18 protein-coding genes are annotated in these 16671 nt (G+C 65.6%); 10 read left to right on the top strand and 8 right to left on the bottom strand.

Going from position 1 to position 16671, the window contains the following annotated elements; translation table 11 throughout:
• Window positions 1–3: 3 nt before the first annotated feature.
• The 4 genes from QLQ83_RS13060 to can all read right to left on the bottom strand — a co-directional run bounded on the left by QLQ83_RS13060 (window position 4) and on the right by can (window position 4467).
• Window positions 4–945: an ABC transporter permease gene (locus QLQ83_RS13060; protein WP_133634157.1), complete on the bottom strand. Its 942-nt coding sequence runs from the start codon at window positions 943–945 to the stop codon at window positions 4–6.
• Window positions 942–1988 (bottom strand): ABC transporter permease, encoded by a 1047-nt coding sequence (locus QLQ83_RS13055; RefSeq protein ID WP_282735955.1) that lies wholly within the window; start codon window positions 1986–1988, stop codon window positions 942–944. Before QLQ83_RS13055 ends, QLQ83_RS13060 begins: the two co-directional genes overlap by 4 nt.
• Before the next feature lie 105 nt (window positions 1989–2093).
• Window positions 2094–3668, bottom strand: coding sequence for an ABC transporter substrate-binding protein (locus tag QLQ83_RS13050; protein WP_282735954.1), 1575 nt, complete (start codon window positions 3666–3668; stop codon window positions 2094–2096).
• A 148-nt stretch (window positions 3669–3816) separates the two neighbouring features.
• Entirely contained in the window at window positions 3817–4467 is a 651-nt protein-coding gene (can, locus tag QLQ83_RS13045; RefSeq protein ID WP_282735953.1) for a carbonate dehydratase, read from the bottom strand.
• Window positions 4468–4630: 163 nt separating this feature from the next.
• Here can and gorA point away from each other — a divergent pair, with 163 nt between their 5' ends.
• From gorA to QLQ83_RS13025, 4 genes are all read left to right on the top strand, one after another.
• Complete coding sequence (gorA, locus tag QLQ83_RS13040) at window positions 4631–5992, top strand: glutathione-disulfide reductase (RefSeq protein ID WP_282735952.1); 1362 nt, start codon at window positions 4631–4633, stop codon at window positions 5990–5992.
• Between the two features lie 241 nt (window positions 5993–6233).
• Window positions 6234–6812, top strand: a complete 579-nt coding sequence (gene ectA / locus QLQ83_RS13035) for a diaminobutyrate acetyltransferase (protein ID WP_282735951.1) — start codon at window positions 6234–6236, stop codon at window positions 6810–6812.
• A 105-nt stretch (window positions 6813–6917) separates the two neighbouring features.
• Window positions 6918–8183 (top strand): diaminobutyrate--2-oxoglutarate transaminase, encoded by a 1266-nt coding sequence (ectB, locus tag QLQ83_RS13030; RefSeq protein WP_282735950.1) that lies wholly within the window; start codon window positions 6918–6920, stop codon window positions 8181–8183.
• 91 nt (window positions 8184–8274) lie between these two features.
• The gene (locus QLQ83_RS13025) at window positions 8275–8685 is read left to right on the top strand and encodes an ectoine synthase (RefSeq protein WP_282735949.1); all 411 of its coding nucleotides are present in this window, start codon (window positions 8275–8277) and stop codon (window positions 8683–8685) included.
• A 65-nt stretch (window positions 8686–8750) separates the two neighbouring features.
• Here the strand turns inward: QLQ83_RS13025 and QLQ83_RS13020 are convergent, their stop codons facing one another.
• Both QLQ83_RS13020 and QLQ83_RS13015 read right to left on the bottom strand, forming a co-directional pair.
• A complete protein-coding gene (locus QLQ83_RS13020) occupies window positions 8751–9293 on the bottom strand; it encodes a DUF3833 domain-containing protein (protein ID WP_282735948.1) in 543 nt (180 codons plus the stop codon).
• 76 nt (window positions 9294–9369) lie between these two features.
• Window positions 9370–9687 (bottom strand): hypothetical protein, encoded by a 318-nt coding sequence (locus QLQ83_RS13015; RefSeq protein ID WP_282735947.1) that lies wholly within the window; start codon window positions 9685–9687, stop codon window positions 9370–9372.
• Window positions 9688–9946: 259 nt separating this feature from the next.
• Here QLQ83_RS13015 and QLQ83_RS13010 point away from each other — a divergent pair, with 259 nt between their 5' ends.
• From QLQ83_RS13010 to yidD, 6 genes are all read left to right on the top strand, one after another.
• Window positions 9947–10804: an ATP-dependent zinc protease family protein gene (locus QLQ83_RS13010; RefSeq protein ID WP_282735946.1), complete on the top strand. Its 858-nt coding sequence runs from the start codon at window positions 9947–9949 to the stop codon at window positions 10802–10804.
• Window positions 10805–11006: 202 nt separating this feature from the next.
• Window positions 11007–12512, top strand: coding sequence for a UUP1 family membrane protein (locus QLQ83_RS13005; protein ID WP_282735945.1), 1506 nt, complete (start codon window positions 11007–11009; stop codon window positions 12510–12512).
• Window positions 12513–12516: 4 nt separating this feature from the next.
• Window positions 12517–13479, top strand: coding sequence for an alpha-L-glutamate ligase-like protein (locus QLQ83_RS13000; RefSeq protein WP_282735944.1), 963 nt, complete (start codon window positions 12517–12519; stop codon window positions 13477–13479).
• Window positions 13480–13553: 74 nt separating this feature from the next.
• Complete coding sequence (locus QLQ83_RS12995; protein WP_282735943.1) at window positions 13554–14027, top strand: transcriptional repressor; 474 nt, start codon at window positions 13554–13556, stop codon at window positions 14025–14027.
• Window positions 14024–14464 carry a phosphoribosyl-AMP cyclohydrolase gene (gene hisI, locus QLQ83_RS12990; RefSeq protein ID WP_282735942.1) on the top strand — a complete coding sequence of 147 codons (441 nt, stop codon included), beginning with the start codon at window positions 14024–14026 and terminating at the stop codon, window positions 14462–14464. Before QLQ83_RS12995 ends, hisI begins: the two co-directional genes overlap by 4 nt.
• A gap of 69 nt (window positions 14465–14533) precedes the next feature.
• Window positions 14534–14821 (top strand): membrane protein insertion efficiency factor YidD, encoded by a 288-nt coding sequence (gene yidD, locus QLQ83_RS12985; RefSeq protein ID WP_282736159.1) that lies wholly within the window; start codon window positions 14534–14536, stop codon window positions 14819–14821.
• On the opposite strand, the gene QLQ83_RS12980 is transcribed toward yidD, so the two are convergent.
• Window positions 14822–15250 carry a SufE family protein gene (locus tag QLQ83_RS12980; protein WP_282735941.1) on the bottom strand — a complete coding sequence of 143 codons (429 nt, stop codon included), beginning with the start codon at window positions 15248–15250 and terminating at the stop codon, window positions 14822–14824.
• Between the two features lie 27 nt (window positions 15251–15277).
• A complete protein-coding gene (locus QLQ83_RS12975; protein ID WP_282735940.1) occupies window positions 15278–16450 on the bottom strand; it encodes a tyrosine-type recombinase/integrase in 1173 nt (390 codons plus the stop codon).
• Between the last annotated feature and the right edge of the window lie 221 nt (window positions 16451–16671).

The following is a 16671-nucleotide window of genomic DNA, read 5'->3' as shown; positions in this document are numbered from 1 at the left end:
GGTTCAGCCCTTGTAGAGTCGCGGGTTGAGGACGTCACGCAGCCAGTCGCCGAGCAGGTTGATCACCAGCACCAGCACCACCAGTACCAGGCCGGGGATCAGGGTGATCCACCAGGAGCCCGATTGCAGGTAGTCGAAGCCGGACTTGATCAGCGAGCCCAGCGACGGCTGGGTCTCGGGCATGCCCAGGCCGAGGAAGGAGAGCGCCGCCTCGGAGATGATGGCGTTGGCCACCTGGACCGTGGAGATGACGAAGATCGGCGACAGGGTATTGGGCAGGATATGGCGGAACATGATGCGTCGGCTGGTAAAGCCCATCACCCGGGCAGCATCGACATATTCCTTGTGGCGCTCGGCCAGCACCGAGGCGCGCACCGTGCGCGCATACTGGGGCCATTCGGCCAGGCCGATGATCAGCACGAGCAGCGGCACCGCATAGGCGCTGAAGGTGGCGCCACCGAAGATCGCCTTGACCAGGGCGCCCACCACGATGGCCACCATGAGGGTGGAGAACGACAGCTGGATGTCGGCCAGGCGCATCAGGAAGGCATCCACGCGCCCGCCCAGGTAGCCGGCGAGCAGCCCGAAGCTGACGCCCAGCAGCGCCTGGAGGGCCACCGCGCCGAAGCCGATGATCAGCGACACCCGGGCGCCATAGAGGATGGTGGAGAGCAGGTCGCGGCCCTGGGCGTCGGTGCCCATCAGGTAGGTCGGGTCGCTGCCCTCGACCCAGAAGGGCGGCAGCTCCGAGGCCATGATGTCGATCTGCGCCAGATCATAGGGGTTCATGGGCGCCAGCCACGGGGCCAGCACCGCCACGGCGACCAGGGCGATGAAGACCACCAGGCTCAGCTGGGCGATCAGGTCACGCTTGAAGCTGTAGAGCAGGTAGGAGCCGCGAAAGCGTGACCAGCGGCTCGCCACCCGGGGTGTCGTGGTTGTCATGCGGGTTTCCCTGTCAGCTTGACGGTGGGGTTGACCAGGCCATAGATCAGGTCGACCAGGGTGTTGGTGATCACGAAGATCAGCCCCACGATCATCAGGTAGGTGATGATCAGCGGCACGTCGGAGCGCTGGATGGCGTTGAGGAACATCAGTCCCATGCCCGGCCACTGGAAGACCGTCTCGGTGAGGATGGTATAGGCCACCAGGGTGCCGATCTGCACCCCGCCCATGGTGATCACCGGCAGCATGGTGTTCTTCAGGGCGTGCACGAAGTAGATGCGGCGCAGCGAGATGCCCTTGGCGCGGGCGAACTTCACGTACTCGGACTGCAGCACCTCGAGCATCTCGGCGCGGATCAGGCGGATGAACAGCGGCAGCATGATCGAGGCCAGCGAGATGGCCGGCAGCACCAGGTAGGTGAGGCCCTCCAGGGAGGCGAAGTTGGTGGCCCAGGTACCGAACACGGGCACCGGGTTGCCGCGTCCGTAGGCCGGCATGCCCCCCTCGGTGGTGATCAGGTCGTTGAGCCAGGCGCCCCAGCCGGTATCGGCGGGGAAGGGCGACCAGGAGACGCCGATGGCGAACAGCTGGATCAGCATGATGGCGGTGAGGAAGACCGGGATGGAGATGCCGATGATCGACACCCCCATGAAGAAGCGCGACAGCCACGCCCGTGGCCGGATCGCGCTATACACGCCGATCGGCACCGAGAACAGCACGATCAGCAGGGTCGTGGCGAAGACCAGCTCGAGGGTCGCCGGCAGGTGGCGCAGGATCACCTCGGTGGTGGGCTGGTTGAAGATGTAGGAGTAGCCGAAGTCCAGCTGCAGGGCATTGCCCGCGAAGCGCAGGTACTGGACCAGGAAGGGGTCGTTGAGGCCCAGCTGCTCGCGCAGGGCCTCGCGCTCGCTCTCCGGGACCGACTGGCCGACCATCTGCTGGATGGGGTCGCCCAGGTTGTCCTGGATCGCGAAGGCGATGATGCTGATGACGAACATCACCAGCAGGGCATGGAAGAGGCGCTTGATCAGGAAGGCGATCATGGCTGGCGTCCCGTGTGCAACACGCGGCGACGCACTCGGCTGGCGAGCGCGTCACAGGGGTCAGGTTTCGGATGGCCGGCCCGCGAGGGCCGGCGCGAGGGAGGCTTACTCGTCCTCGATGACCAGATCCCCGAGGTAGGGGAAGTTCATCACGTTAAGGATCGGCTCGATATCGACGTTGGCCGCCGAGGCCCAGGCCAGGTCCTGCCAGTGCAGGGGCACGACGGCCGCCTCGTCATGCAGGGTCTGCTCGACCTGCTGCAGCATCTCGGCCCGTTTCTCGAGGTCGACCTCCAGGTTGGCCTCGGCCACCAGCTTGTCGAGCTCCGGGTTGCAGTAGTTGCCGGCGTTGTACTGGCCGGCACCGCTGTCGGCATCCGGGCAGGCCGTTAGGTACTCGTGGAAGTTGGCGCTGTCCTCGGTGTCGGCGTGCCAGCCGATCAGCATCATGTCGGCGGCGCGGTCGTCGTACTCGCCCCAGTACTGGGCCTTGGGCAGCGTCTTGAGGTCCACCGTGACGTTGATGCGCGCCAGCATGGCGGCCACCGCCTGGGCGATCTTGGCATCGTTCACGTAGCGGTTGTTGGGCGCCATCATGGAGATCTCGAAGCCGTCGGCGTAGCCGGCCTCTTCCATCAGCTGCTTGGCCTTCTCCAGGTCGTAGCGCGGCTCGAGGTCTGCCACGTGGCCGGCATAGCCTTCCGGCGAGAATTGCGCCGCCGGGGTGGCGAAGCCCTTCATCAGGCGGTCGGCGATGCCCTCCTGGTTGACGGCATAGGCGAAGGCCTGGCGGACCCGTGGGTCCTGGAAGGCCTCGACGCGCTCCTGGTTCATGTGGAAGAAGATGATACGGGTGCCGGACATGGTGACCAGCTGGACATCCTCGTCCTCGCGCACGCGGTCCAGGTCGTTGGGCGGCACCGGCGCGATGAAGTCCACGTCCCCGGAGAGCAGGGCGGCCACACGGGTGGCGTTCTCGCTGATCGGGGTGAGCACGATGCGGTCCACGTTGCCCGGAGAGTCTTCATCCCAGTAGTCGTCGAAGCGGTCGAACTCCATGCGGTTGCCCTTCTGGTGTTCGACCACGGTGAAGGGACCGGTGCCGGAGAGGTTGGCCGAGGCGAAGGAGTTGCCGTTCTTGACGATCTCGTCCTTGGGGTCGCCGTCCTCGTCGGTGCCGCTGTAGAACGCGCTGTCCAGCGGGAAGATGTAGGTGGCGAGGTTCAGCAACAGCGGGTAGGGGTCCCGAGTGGTGAACTCGACGGTGGTATCGTCGATGGCCGTGACGCTCTCGATCGGTTCGAAGATCGCCTTGAAGTCCGGGCTGCGCTTGAGGCGCTCGACGGTCCAGGCCACGTCCTCGGCGGTGAGGGCGTTGCCGCTGTGGAATTCGACGCCCTCGCGCAGGGTCATGCGCATGGTGGTGTCGTCGACCTGCTCCCAGTCGGTGGCCAGTCGCGGCTCGAACTCCAGGTCGCTGGTCCAGCGCACCAACGGGTCGAAGGTCATGTGGGAGAGCTGGAGGATCCCTCCGGAGAGCTGCTCGTGGATGTCCAGCGAGACCGGGTCGGCATCGTAGGCCATGCGCAGGGTGGTCTCGGCGCTGGCCATGGAGGGCAGCACGGTGGTGGTCATGGCGGCGCCGATCACGCTCGCCAGCAGGGTCTTCTTGAGAGTCATGTGTCGTTCCATGCCGGTAGACTTGTTGTTGATGTGATGACCACGAAGGTCCAGCCAACAACATAGTGAGCCTGGCCATGGAGGCACAATCGAAATTGTGAGAGGGCTCATGCGCCCGGCGAATGAGCCCCGCCGGCTGGGGCCTGGCTCAGTCCCCGGCGGGGGTGATGCGGTCGATGCGATACAGGGTGGCGACCTGGTCGAGGCCGTGGACACTGCAATCGAGGTCGGAGACCCGGCCGTCGCTCAGCCCGTAGACCCAGCCGTGCACCGAGAGCGCCTGGCCGCGCTGCCAGGCGCGCTGGACGATCTTGGTCCGACACAGGTTGTTGACCTGGGCCTCGACGTTGAGTTCGCACATGCGGTCGACCTGCTCCTCAAGGGACAGTGCTTCCAGGGCCCCCCGATGGCGGCTGTAGAGCTCGCGGACCGAATGCAGCCAGTAGTCGACCATGCCACACTCGCCGCCGGCGACGGCTGCCCGCACGCCACCGCAGCCGTAGTGGCCGACCACCATGATGTGGCGCACCTTGAGCACGTCCACGGCGAACTGCACCACCGAGAGGGCGTTCATGTCGTTGTGGTGGAGCAGGTTGGCGACATTGCGGTGGACGAAGACCTCGCCCGGCGGCAGGTCGATGATCTGGTTGGCCGGCACACGGGAGTCGGAGCAGCCGATCCACAGGTAGTCGGGAGTCTGCTGGCGGGCCAGGCGGGCGAAGTAGTCCGGGTCGTCCCGGCACATCTTCTCCGCCCAACTGCGGTTGTTGGCCAGCAGTCTCTCGATCTCTTGTTTCATGGCAGGCTCCGGAAGGGTTGGCGGGCAGGTTTGGTGCCCCCTTTTAACCTCGCCTGCCGGGGGGGTCAACCGCTCTCCCTGGGCGTAGCCTCGGCTGGTATGATCTCGCCTCGAGATACACCGGCGAGCCGAATGCGGCTCGACCCTTCGACAGGAGACTTGCGTGTCAGACTTCGACTATGACCTGTTCGTGATCGGGGCGGGCTCCGGCGGCGTTCGCGCCGCCCGCACCGCCGCCGCCACCGGCGCGCGGGTCGCCGTGGCGGAGGATCGCTACCTGGGCGGCACCTGTGTCAATGTGGGCTGCGTGCCCAAGAAGCTCTACTCCTATGCGGCGCACTTCCACGAGGCCTTCGAGGATGCCGGCGGCTTCGGCTGGGACCTGCCCGAGGCCCCGCGTTTCGAGTGGGCCACGCTGCGCGACAACAAGATCGGTGAGATCAAGCGGCTCAACGACATCTACGGGCGCCTGCTCGACACGGCCGGGGTGCGCCTGATCAACGGCCGCGCCAAGGTGCTGGACGAACACCATGTCAGCGTGAACGACGAGACCCTCAGCGCGGAGAAGATCCTGGTCGCCGTGGGGGGCTGGCCCTGGGTGCCGGACTTCCCGGGCAACGAGCACGTGGTCGATTCCAACCGGGTCTTTGACCTCGAGCGCTTTCCCGAGCGCTTCCTGGTCCTGGGCGGCGGCTATATCGCCGTGGAGTTCGCCAGTATCTTCAATGGACTGGGCAGTGATGCCCACCTGGTCTATCGCGGTGAGCTGTTCCTGCGCGGCTTCGATCAGCAGGTGCGCGAATGCTCCCGCGACGAGATGGCCAAGAAGGGCGTCCAGCTGCACTTCGAGGCCAATATCGCCTCGATCGAGAAGGTCGAGCAAGGCCTGCTGGTGAGCCTCACCAATGGCGAGCAGCTGGAGGTGGATGCGGTCCTGGCCGCCACCGGCCGCCGCCCCCACCTCGAGGGCCTGGAGCTTGATCGTCTCGGCATCGCGCTGACGGACAGCGGTCACCTGCGCGTCAACGAGCGCTTCGAGACCTCCGTGCCCTCCATCCTGGCCCTGGGTGACGTGTCCGGCGGCCCCGAGCTGACCCCGGTGGCCCTCGCCGAGGCCATGCAGATGGTCAGGCACCACTTCGACGAGGCCGAGCCGGCCCCCCTGGACTACCGCAACATCCCCACCGCGGTGTTCTGTCACCCCAACATCGGTACCGTGGGACTCTCCGAAGAGCAGGCCCGTGAGACGTGTGGCGAGATCCGCGTCTACGTCGCCGACTTCCGCCCCCTGAAGCACACCCTGTCCGGCAGCAGCGAGCGCTGCCTGATGAAGCTGATCGTTGACGATGCGAGCGACGTGGTGGTGGGAGCCCACATGGTGGGCGAGGAGGCCGGTGAGGTGATTCAGGGCATCGCCGTGGCGGTGCGCGCGGGCCTCACCAAGGCAGACTTCGACGCCACCGTGGGCATCCATCCCACCGGCGCCGAGGAGTTCGTCACCATGCGCGCGCCGACACGGCGCTGAGCCCTTGCCCGCCTCGGGCATCGCAGCGGGCCATCCTCCGGGGTGGCCCGCTGCATTCTGGTCAGACGTCCCGACGTCCCGGAGTGGTCTATTATCCAAGACAAGCGGCGCGACAGGCGGGAGCGGGTCACGGAGTATAATTTTCCGTTATGGATCCGAGTCGACAGGATAAACATCCTTTTGAATTGCCGATAAGCCGCTGTTATACTCCTTCCCAAATTCGCTACAGCGAACCACGACAATGAACGCAACCACCGAGCCCTTCACGCCTTCCGCCGACCTGGCCCGCCCCACCGTGGCGGATGCCGTCGTCGGTCACGAGACGTATCCGCTGTTCATCCGCAAGCCCAATCCCGATGACGGCTGGGGAATCTACGAGCTGGTCAAGTCCTGCCCCCCGCTGGATGTCAATTCCGCCTATGCCTATCTGCTGCTGGCGACCCAGTTCCGCGACAGCTGTGCCGTGGCCACCAACGAGGAGGGCGAGATCGTCGGTTTCGTCTCCGGCTACGTGAAGAGCAATGCCCCGGACACCTACTTCCTGTGGCAGGTGGCGGTCGGCGAGAAGGCGCGCGGCACGGGCCTCGCCCGTCGCCTGGTGGAAGCCGTGATGACCCGACCGGAGTTGGCCGAGGTGCACCACCTCGAGACCACCATCACGCCCGACAACCAGGCCTCCTGGGGTCTGTTCCGTCGGCTTGCCGACCGCTGGCAGGCGCCGCTCAACAGCCGCGAATACTTCTCCACCGACCAGCTCGGTGGCGAGCACGACCCGGAAAACCTCGTGCGCATCGGTCCTTTCCAGACCGATCGCATCTGAGCGCCCCGCTTCACTGCCTGCCGCTTCCGAGCGGCAGGCGACCCCACACCCTTCAGCCGCGCTCACGCGTCTGATCCCTTTCTATTTGCCAACAGGAGGTCGCACATGCAGACCCAGATCCTCGAACGCATGGAGTCCGAAGTCCGGACCTATTCCCGCTCCTTTCCGGTGGTCTTCACCAAGGCCCGGAATGCCCGTCTGACCGACGAGGACGGCCGCGAGTACATCGACTTCCTGGCCGGTGCCGGCACCCTGAACTACGGCCACAACAACCCGCACATCAAGCAGGCACTGCTCGACTACCTGGCCGACGACAACATCATCCACGGTCTGGACTTCTGGACCGCCGCCAAGCGTGACTACCTCGAGGCCCTCGACGAGGTGATCCTCAAGCCGCGCGGCCTGGACTACAAGGTCCAGTTCCCCGGGCCGACGGGTACCAATGCCGTCGAGGCGGCCATCCGCCTGGCCCGCAACGCCAAGGGTCGCCACAACATCGTCACCTTCACCAATGGCTTTCACGGCGTGACCATGGGGGCGCTGGCCACCACCGGTAACCGCAAGTTCCGCGAGGCCACCGGCGGGGTGCCGACGGTCGGCGGCAGCTTCATGCCCTTTGACGGCTACCTGGGCGACAGCGCCGACACTCTGGACTACTTCGAGAAGCTGCTCGGCGACAAGTCCGGCGGCCTGGACATCCCGGCCGGTGTCATCGTCGAGACCGTGCAGGGCGAGGGCGGCATCAACGTCGCCAGCCTCGACTGGCTCAAGCGCCTCGAGGGCATCTGCCGCGCCCATGACATCCTGCTGATCGTCGACGACATCCAGGCCGGCTGCGGCCGCACCGGCAAGTTCTTCAGCTTCGAGCATGCCGATGTCGTCCCCGACATCGTCACCAACTCCAAGTCGCTCTCCGGCCTTGGCCTGCCGTTCTCCCAGGTGCTGATGCGTCCTGAACTCGATGTCTGGAAGCCGGGCCAGTACAACGGCACCTTCCGCGGCTTCGCGCTGGCCTTCACCACCGCGGCCGCCGCCCTGCGCCACTATTGGAGCGACGACGCCCTGGCACAGGACGTGGCGCGCAAGGGCGAGGTGGTCGCCAAGCGTTTCCAGAAGATCGCCGGCATGCTCGGCGAACTGGGCATCGAGGCCTCCGAGCGTGGCCGCGGCCTGATGCGCGGGATCGACGTGGGTAGCGGTGACATCGCCGACAAGATCACCCACAAGGCCTTCGAGAACGGTCTGGTCATCGAGACCAGCGGCCAGGACGGCGAGGTCGTCAAGTGCCTCTGCCCGCTGACCATCACCGATGAGGAGCTGGACAAGGGCCTCGATATTCTCGAGACCAGCACCAAACAGGCGCTTAGCTGATAGTCTGAGGGTGTCGCCCCATGGGCGGCCCAGTCATCGACCGGTCGGCAGGGGCCGACCGGTCCGTCACTGATACCATTGGAGAGCATTCATGATCGTTCGCAATCTCGATGACGCCCGCAAGACCGACCGCCTGGTCAAGGCCGAGAACGGCAACTGGGACAGCACCCGCCTGAGTCTGGCCGATGATGGTGGCAACTGCTCCTTCCATATTACCCGCATCTACGAAGGCACCGAGACCCACATCCATTACAAGCATCACTTCGAGGCCGTTTTCTGCATCGAAGGCGAGGGCGAGGTGGAAACCCTGGCCGACGGCAAGATCTGGCCGATCAAGCCGGGTGACATCTACATCCTCGACCAGCACGACGAGCACCTGCTGCGCGCCAGCAAGACCATGCACCTGGCCTGCGTGTTCACGCCGGGCCTGACCGGCAACGAGGTGCACCGCGAAGATGGCTCCTACGCGCCGGCCGAGGCCGACGACAAGAAGCCGATCTGATCGACCACCGCCGGTCGAGAGGATCCTCCGACGCCCCCGGCTCCTGTGAGTCGGGGGCGTTGTCGTCAGGGCGACTGGTCGAAGACGATGGTGATTTCGGCGAGAGTGACCCCGAACTTGCGCATGGCGGTGCGGTTGATCAGCCGCCCGTCGGGCTGCAGGTACATCCAGTCGTCCAGGGTGAAGGTTATCTCGCGTCCCGAGACCTCGACGGGCAGGCGGTAGCGCATGGTGAAGGCGTGGCCGGCCTGGCGCGCCTCCACCGTGCCCTCGACGTCATTGGCTCGGCCGATCCAGCGATCCTCGCCCTGACGCTCGAAGGTCCAGACGCGCCGGTCGGTCTCGCCGTCGTCATAGGTGAAGCGTTCGTCCAGGGTTAGGGTATCGCCCTCGAGCCGACCGTCGATCTCCACGGTGAAGCGGCGCTGCACCTCCCCACTGTAGTCCTGCACCATGCCCCAGGCGCGAGTCTTGCCGTCGAAGTATTCTCCGATGTCGAGGCGCGGCGTGGTGCCTGCATAGCGCGCGATATCGACGCTGCTGCAGCCGGCCAGCAGCCCCAGGGAGAGCAGCAGCACGACCAGGCGAAAAAGCCATCTCCTGTACATTCTCAGTTCCAGTGATAGGGTTTTGTACAGGAAGGCTAGCGGATTTGCGATGCCGGCGCCATATCGCCCGAACGCGTCACCGGAAAGGGCGTCTTGACACGGTACCGCCCGGAGGACTGAGGCCTATGGCGTTGCACATCGCCGACAACGTGGCAAGGCGTGAGACGGTGGTGATGGTGTCGGAGACGCAGTTCTCGTGCTCGTGCAAGATGTTGTCGTGGTACTCGTTGCCCACCGTGACGCCGATATCATGGGTCCAGTCGGTCCTTCCGGCGTCTTCCTGGGCCTGGGTGTGGCTGGCAGCCGACACCGCCAGCACCAGCGGCAGCGGGACGAACGCGGGTTGCCGGTTCCTTGTCTGTATCTCGAAGCCCTGACGACGATCGTCAGGCAAACTTCCCAGGCGAAGGGTAGTCCAGTCATTACCTTATGAACGAGTAGTTTCACACGATACGGCAAGCGTCTTGACCGGCATCAAAGGGCCCAGGTAAGTGTGCTTCCAATAGTTCGTATAATGTATATTATGTTAAATGAAGACCATGGGTAATGCGCTCTGGTCGACTATAATCATGCTGTCGCGTCCCGTCGACGTTGGACAAGGCTGGAGGCGACTCCTTATCATCACGCATCACCCTGCTGCTCGAGCCCTGTACATGCGCCATTGCCTGCCGTTTGCCAGCACCCTGATCGTTGCCACCCTGCTGCTGAGCGGCTGCACCCTGCTGCCCGACCGTGAGCCTCCGCCGCCGCTCGTCACCAGCGGAGAATTCCAGGCGCGACTCGATCAGCTGGAAGGCGCCGTCACCTCCAGCTGCGTGACCGCTCAGCAGGGCCGGCTCGATCAGCAGCTGCAACAGCAGCAGGCGCTGTCGGCGGACGTTCGTGAGGTCGGCAGCTTGCTGCGGCAACTACGTGGCGAGGTGGCACGTCTCGACCGCGATGACGACGTGCCCCAGGTGGCCAGTCAGTGCAGCGACAGCCCGACGCGCCTGGACAACAAGGAGATCCTGGGTCGCACCGAGTGGATCGGTTTGCCCGGTGTCGGCACCTACCTGAAGGCCCGTATCGACTCTGGGGCCACCACCTCGTCGCTGTCGGCTACCGAGATTACCCGCTTCGAGCGCGACGGCGAGAACTGGGTCCGCTTCAAGCTTGGGCTCAACGAAGCCGATAGCGTGGTCGACAGCGTGCGTGACGAATGGATCGAGGCCCCGGTGGAACGCCGGGTGCGCATCATCCAGGCCTCCGGGGAGGATTCGCGTCCAGTGATCAGCCTGCTGATGACCCTGGGGCCGCTGCGCGAGACGGTGCAGTTCACCCTCAACGACCGCACCCACCTGGACCATCCGGTACTGCTGGGTCGTCGTTTCCTGATGGACATCGCCATCATCGACGTGGCCGAGCAGTACCTTCATGATCGCCCAGAGTTCCCGGGCGGGCGTCCGGCAGAGGAAGCCGGCACCGACGAGGCCGCTGATCGCGATGAAGACGAAGCCGAAACCGAAGAGTGACGTCGGGCTTGTCTGAAATGTCGGCGAGCGACGGCAAGACAAGACAATCATCGGCGATGATACGGACTGGGCTCGCACGCGAGTTTGCAGGGTGTAAATGAGTACTTCGAGCCGATTTTGTAACGCCGTATGGCCGAGTGCAGCCAGTTTTGGGACAAAGCCAAGTTCCTTCGCCTGACTCAAGCCCCATCAAGGAAGACCCATGTCACGACTGCCCTTCTACCTGATCGTCGCCTTCCTGCTGGTGGCCGGTGTCGCTCTGAGCATTCACCGCCATGTGCAGTTCGAGGTGCCCTGGACACCGGGCGAGCAGCGCCAGGTCTGGGAGATCGAGGCCCAGGTCAACTTTACCGCCGATGGCGGCTCGGCCAAGGTCAACATGGCGCTGCCCTCGAGCCAGCAGGGGTATCGCATCCTGACCGAACACACTGCCTCGCCCGGCTACGGGCTGGCCTTTCTCGAGGAGAACGGCGGCCGCCGCGCAGAATGGTCCACGCGCGAGGCGACGGGAGACCAGCAGCTCTATTACAGCGTCCAGGCACTGGTCGCCCCGGAGTCGAAGAGCCCGGAGATCGAACCCCCTCCCCTGCGGCGTGACATCGTCTGGGAAACGCCCTACGACACCGCGGCCAGCCAGGTGATCGAGCGGGCCTGGTCACGCAGCTCCGACCCCTACACCTTCGCACGCGAGCTGATCACTGACTTCACCGAGGAGCGTCAGGGGGAAAATGCGCGCCTCCTGCTGACCCAGTTCGACCGCACACCGCTGCTGGTACGCCTGCTCAACCAGGCCGGCGTACCGGCCCGCGAGGTCAGCGGCTTGCTGCTCGACCATGGCCGCCGGCGGCAGAGCCTGACGCCCTGGATCCAGGTCTTCGATGAACAGGAGTGGGCGCTGTTTGATCCGCGTACCGGCACCCGAGGCCGCCCGGATAACCTGCTCCTCTGGGAGTCCGCCGGACAGGCGGTGCTCGAGGTCCAGGGCGGCAGCGACTCGCGGGTCGGTTTCTCGATGCTCTCCCGCAACCAGCCGGCGGCGGCGGCGGTGCGCAGCCAGCTAGCCGATGACACCCTGCTCAACTTCTCGATTCACAGCCTGCCGCTCGAGGATCAGGCGTTGTTCCAGACCATCCTGCTGATCCCCATCGGCGCACTGATGGTCGTGATCCTCCGGGTGCTGGTCGGCATCAAGACCTCGGGCACCTTCATGCCCGTGCTTATCGCGCTGGCCTTCATCCAGACCACCCTGGTTACCGGGCTGGTCGGGTTCCTGCTCGTGGTGGCCGTGGGACTGGTCATCCGTAATTATCTCTCCTACCTGAACCTGCTGCTGGTGGCGCGAGTGACGGCGGTGATCATCACGGTCATCGCCATCATCTCGGTGTTCTCGGTGCTCTCCTACCGCTTCGGCCTCAATGCCGGCCTGACCATCACCTTCTTCCCGATGATCATCCTCTCCTGGACCATCGAGCGGATGTCGATCCTCTGGGAGGAGGAAGGCCCCAAGCAGGTACTGATCCAGGGCGGCGGCAGTCTCATCACCGCGGTACTGGCCTATCTGGCGATGAACAACCCCTGGGTCCGCCACATCACCTTCAACTTCCTCGGCGTCCAGCTGATCCTGATGGCGCTGATCCTGCTGCTCGGCAACTACACCGGCTATCGCCTGCTCGAGCTGCGCCGCTTCAAGCCGGTCACGGAGGACTGACACCATGTGGACGACCCCTGCCCGCCTGCATGCCAAGGGAATCATCGGCATGAACCGGCGCAACATCCGCTACATCGGCCGCTACAACAATCGCCGGCTCTACCCGCTGGTGGACGACAAGCTCAAGACCAAGCTGCTGGCCCAGGAATACGGTATCACCACGCCGGCGCTGATCGGCACCGTGACCACCCAGTTCGGCGTCAAGCATATCCTTGCCATGCTCGTGGGCCATCAAGGGTTCGTGATCAAGCCGGCCAAGGGCAGCGGCGGCAAGGGCATCCTCGTCATCGAGCGGATCGATGGCGACCGCTACGTCAAGCCCAGCGGCGCCCAGCTGACCCTTGGCGACGTGGAGCGCCATGTCTCCAACATCCTCTCCGGGCTCTACTCGCTGGGGGGCTCCCCGGATGTGGCGCTGATCGAGGCGCTGATCAACTTCGACGAATCCTTCTCCGAGTACACCTATGAGGGGGTGCCGGATATCCGGGTCATCGTCTTCAAGGGCTATCCGGTGATGGCAATGATGCGCCTCTCCACCGCCGCCTCGGATGGCAAGGCCAACCTGCACCAGGGAGCCGTGGGCGTGGGCATCGATATCGCCAGCGGCACCGCGATCCGGGGGGTACAGTTCGACCGCAGGCGTCACGACCATCCCGATACCGGCCACGAGCTCGCCAGCCTGCGTATCAGCGACTGGGCCACGTTGCTGCGCCTGGCCGCCGGCTGCTTCGAGATGACAGGGCTCGGGTATCTCGGCACCGACATGGTGCTCGACCGAGACCATGGCCCCATGCTGCTGGAGCTCAACGCCCGCCCGGGGCTGGCGATCCAGATGGCCAATGGCGAGGGGCTGCGCTCCCGGCTGGACCTGATCGAACGCCAGCCCGAGGGTGTCGCTCCCGAGGAAAGGGTCGTCTTCTCGCAGCATCATTTTGCCCGCTCCAGCGAGCTGCTCGAGACGGCCTGATAGCGACCGCAGCTGGTCCCTCGCCGGCCCGGCGCGTAGAATATCGCTTCCTCCCAGCCATCGCCCCGGGTGCCATGACCGATCCCCGCGACATGATCCGACAGGCCGAACGGCAGTGCCAGCAGCGCGGCGCTCGCTTCACGCCGATCCGTCGGCGGGTGCTGGAGATGATCGCCGATGCCCCCGGCAGCCTGAAGGCCTATGACCTGCTCGACCGCCTGGCGGCGGAACACGCCGCGGCACGGCCCCCTACCGTCTATCGCGCCCTGGAGTTTCTCATCGACCAGGGGCTGGTGCATCGCATCGAGTCACTCAATGCCTACGTGGCCTGCCCCTGCCCCGAGCACGCCCACGGCTTCCAGCTGCTGATCTGTCGCCTCTGTGGTCGTGTCGAGGAGCTGCACCTGGACGAGATCAACGACCACCTCGCGCGTCGCGCCAGGGAGCTGGGCTTCGAGGTCCAGCGCCAGACCATCGAGCTGCTGGGCCAGTGTGACGCCTGCCGACAGGCGTCCGAGCGCCCTGTCGCCCCTGCGGAGTTTCCATGAGCGACACCTTCAAGACCCTCGAGCGGGCCGCCGGCGACAGCCGCTTCCCGCTGGCCGGAATCCTCGACGCCATCCGCTTCAATGTCGACGGCCTGATCCCGGCCATCGCCCAGCAGCACGACAGCGGCGAGGTGCTGATGATGGCCTGGATGAACCGCGAGGCCCTGGAAGAGACCCTGCGGACCGGCCGCGTCTGCTACTGGTCGCGCTCGCGGGGCAAGCTCTGGCGCAAGGGCGAGAGCTCCGGCCAGCAGCAGCACCTGCAGAGCGCAGCGCTGGACTGCGACGGTGACACCCTGCTGCTGCAGGTGGCGCAGACGGGGCCCGCCTGCCACAGCGGCAGGCGCAGCTGCTTCTACGTGGCGCTGGAGGGCGACGAGGCACGCATCGCCAGTGACCCCCTGATCGACCCCGACACCCTCTACGGCAAGGGTTGAGACGTGTCCTGCCTGGCCGCCGGGGTCCATCGCCTGCTGCGCCTACTGGGGCAGGCACTCGGCTGGCTGATGATCGCTGCGGTGAGGCTCTACCAGCTCACGCTGAGCCCGCTGCTGGGGCCGCGCTGCCGCTACTGGCCAAGCTGCTCGATCTATACGGTGGAGGCGCTGCAGGTGCATGGCCCGCTCAGGGGCGGGATCATGGCGGTGAGGCGGGTCGTTCGCTGCCACCCGGGCTGTGAGGGCGGCATCGACCCGGTCCCGGGCGGACCCAGCGAGCGGCTCTGTCGGGAAGACCCGGAGTTGGACGAGCAGTTCCGCTGCCGGACGGATGACCGGCAGCCAGGCAACCGCTGATCAGGCGGCGGCTTCCGCCTCGGCCACTCGGTAGATCCGCTCCAGCATGGCGTTCAGGCCGTTGCTGCGGGTCGGCGAGAGGTGCTTGTCGAGCCCCAGGTCCCGCATGAAATGGGGGCTGGTAGCGCGGATGTCCGCCGGACGACGGTCGTTGTAGATGCGCATCAGTACGGCGATCAGCCCGGAGACGATGGCCGCATCTGAGACCGCATCGAAGTGCAGGGTCTCGCCCTCGAGACGGTGGTGCATCCAGACATTGGACTGGCAGCCCTGGATCTTCAGCTCATCGACCTTCCACTCATCGGGAAAGGCCGGCAACTGCTTGCCCATGTCGATGATGTACTGGTAACGATCCATCCAGTTGTCGAACATCTCGAACTCGTCGAGAAGCTCCTGCTGGGCCTGTTCGGCGGTGGTCTCGGTAGTCATGGTCTCTCCTGGAAGTGGCTTCCGCCATTATAACGGCTCATGCCCGCCATCTCGATCATCGGCAAGCACTGCCCTCGCCCCTTCGCCCCACAGGCCATGACACGCCTGCTGGCGATGCCACTCCTCATCCTCGGCGTGCAGGTAGCGCGCCGTGGTGTCGAGACGCGAGTGGCGTGCCGTCGCGGCCAGATAGCGTAGCTCCACCCCGGCCTGCGCCTGGTGGGTCAGGGCCGTGTGGCGAAGCCAGTGCGGTGACGCCCGACGCAGCCGCCCCACCTCGGCCTGCGCCGTGTCGCCCGCCTCCCGTTCGAGCGCCTCCGCCGACTCCCGGAAGCCATCACGGACCAGCCGATAGAGACGGTTGTCGCCCAGTCCCCGGGAGCCATCCAGTGTTCGCAGCAGGGATGAGGCGTCATCCGGCGGCGGTTCTGCCGACAGGCCCAGTGTCCTGCGCCACTCGGCCAGCAGCGCCATCATGTCCGGCGGCACCGGGATGCGCGCCACCTTGCCGCCCTTCCCCACCACGCTCCACCACCATCGCCCCTCGCGGCGCTGGAAGTCGTTCATGCGCGCCGCACTCATCTCGCTGATCCGCGGGGCCAGCAGGTAGGCAAAGCCGAAGACCAGACGGCGCCGGGTCAGCTCGTAACGCCGGCGGGGCGAGGCGTCCTCCTCCCCCGGCCGGTTCAGCCAGTCCCATAGCCAGTCCCACAGGGGGCGCTCCAGGTAGCGCTCGATGCCGCCCTGGCGGTTGTCCAGGCGGCGGCGCTTGTCGCGCATCAGGCGGAAGGGATTGTGGCGGACCCAGCCTGCCTCCACCAGCCAGGCGAACATGCCCTGCAGGATCACCAGGCTCTGACGGCGGCTGGCGGGCGACAGCGGCCCGCGGAAGGGACGCCAGCGCGGGTCCTGACGCGGGCGCACCGGCCCGATCCAGCGCTCGACGGGTCGCGGATCGGCCAGGAAGGCCTCGAAGCGGTCCAGATCTTCCCGGCGCAGCGCATCGAGCCCCCTGCCCTGCTCCGCCAGCCACAACAGCAGGCGCTGCGCCTCGCGGCGATAGGCACGCCGGGTCCGGGGGCTGGCCCGATATTCGTCGAGCCACTGCGCCACGGCCTCGGCATCGCTGCCGGCGGTGATGTGCAGGCCTTGCCGCTGTCCCGCCGCTTCGCGCAGTTGCTCGCGTGCCGTCGATGTCACGCTGAGCACCTTACCGGGCGCTGCCTGCCTGGTTTCCCTATCCATATCCGCTTCTTGCGCCCCCACCGTCATGGCCCTTGCTCCTTGCTCCTTGCTCCTTGCTCCTTGCTCCTTGCTCCTTGCTCCTTGCTCCTTGCTCCTTGCTCCTTGCTCCTTGCTGGTCAGTATCCGGGTTATCTGGCGATAAAATCAAGATAAGCCGCGTAATCTTGATTTTATCT

This window comes from Halomonas rhizosphaerae (assembly GCF_030010555.1).
Lineage (GTDB): Bacteria > Pseudomonadota > Gammaproteobacteria > Pseudomonadales > Halomonadaceae > Halomonas > Halomonas rhizosphaerae.
This window is presented reverse-complemented; position numbering and strand designations above follow the sequence as displayed.

Excerpts from the sequence above, each read along its gene's own strand:
- QLQ83_RS13060 (WP_133634157.1), bottom strand. The coding sequence starts at position 945 with ATGACAACCACGACACCCCGGGTGGCGAGCCGCTGGTCACGCTTTCGC.
- QLQ83_RS13055 (WP_282735955.1), bottom strand. The coding sequence starts at position 1,988 with ATGATCGCCTTCCTGATCAAGCGCCTCTTCCATGCCCTGCTGGTGATG.
- QLQ83_RS13050 (WP_282735954.1), bottom strand. The coding sequence starts at position 3,668 with ATGACTCTCAAGAAGACCCTGCTGGCGAGCGTGATCGGCGCCGCCATG.
- can (WP_282735953.1), bottom strand. The coding sequence starts at position 4,467 with ATGAAACAAGAGATCGAGAGACTGCTGGCCAACAACCGCAGTTGGGCG.
- ectA (WP_282735951.1), top strand. The coding sequence starts at position 6,234 with ATGAACGCAACCACCGAGCCCTTCACGCCTTCCGCCGACCTGGCCCGC.
- ectB (WP_282735950.1), top strand. The coding sequence starts at position 6,918 with ATGCAGACCCAGATCCTCGAACGCATGGAGTCCGAAGTCCGGACCTAT.
- QLQ83_RS13025 (WP_282735949.1), top strand. The coding sequence starts at position 8,275 with ATGATCGTTCGCAATCTCGATGACGCCCGCAAGACCGACCGCCTGGTC.
- QLQ83_RS13020 (WP_282735948.1), bottom strand. The coding sequence starts at position 9,293 with ATGTACAGGAGATGGCTTTTTCGCCTGGTCGTGCTGCTGCTCTCCCTG.
- QLQ83_RS13010 (WP_282735946.1), top strand. The coding sequence starts at position 9,947 with ATGCGCCATTGCCTGCCGTTTGCCAGCACCCTGATCGTTGCCACCCTG.
- QLQ83_RS13005 (WP_282735945.1), top strand. The coding sequence starts at position 11,007 with ATGTCACGACTGCCCTTCTACCTGATCGTCGCCTTCCTGCTGGTGGCC.
- QLQ83_RS13000 (WP_282735944.1), top strand. The coding sequence starts at position 12,517 with ATGTGGACGACCCCTGCCCGCCTGCATGCCAAGGGAATCATCGGCATG.
- QLQ83_RS12995 (WP_282735943.1), top strand. The coding sequence starts at position 13,554 with ATGACCGATCCCCGCGACATGATCCGACAGGCCGAACGGCAGTGCCAG.
- hisI (WP_282735942.1), top strand. The coding sequence starts at position 14,024 with ATGAGCGACACCTTCAAGACCCTCGAGCGGGCCGCCGGCGACAGCCGC.
- yidD (WP_282736159.1), top strand. The coding sequence starts at position 14,534 with ATGATCGCTGCGGTGAGGCTCTACCAGCTCACGCTGAGCCCGCTGCTG.
- QLQ83_RS12980 (WP_282735941.1), bottom strand. The coding sequence starts at position 15,250 with ATGACTACCGAGACCACCGCCGAACAGGCCCAGCAGGAGCTTCTCGAC.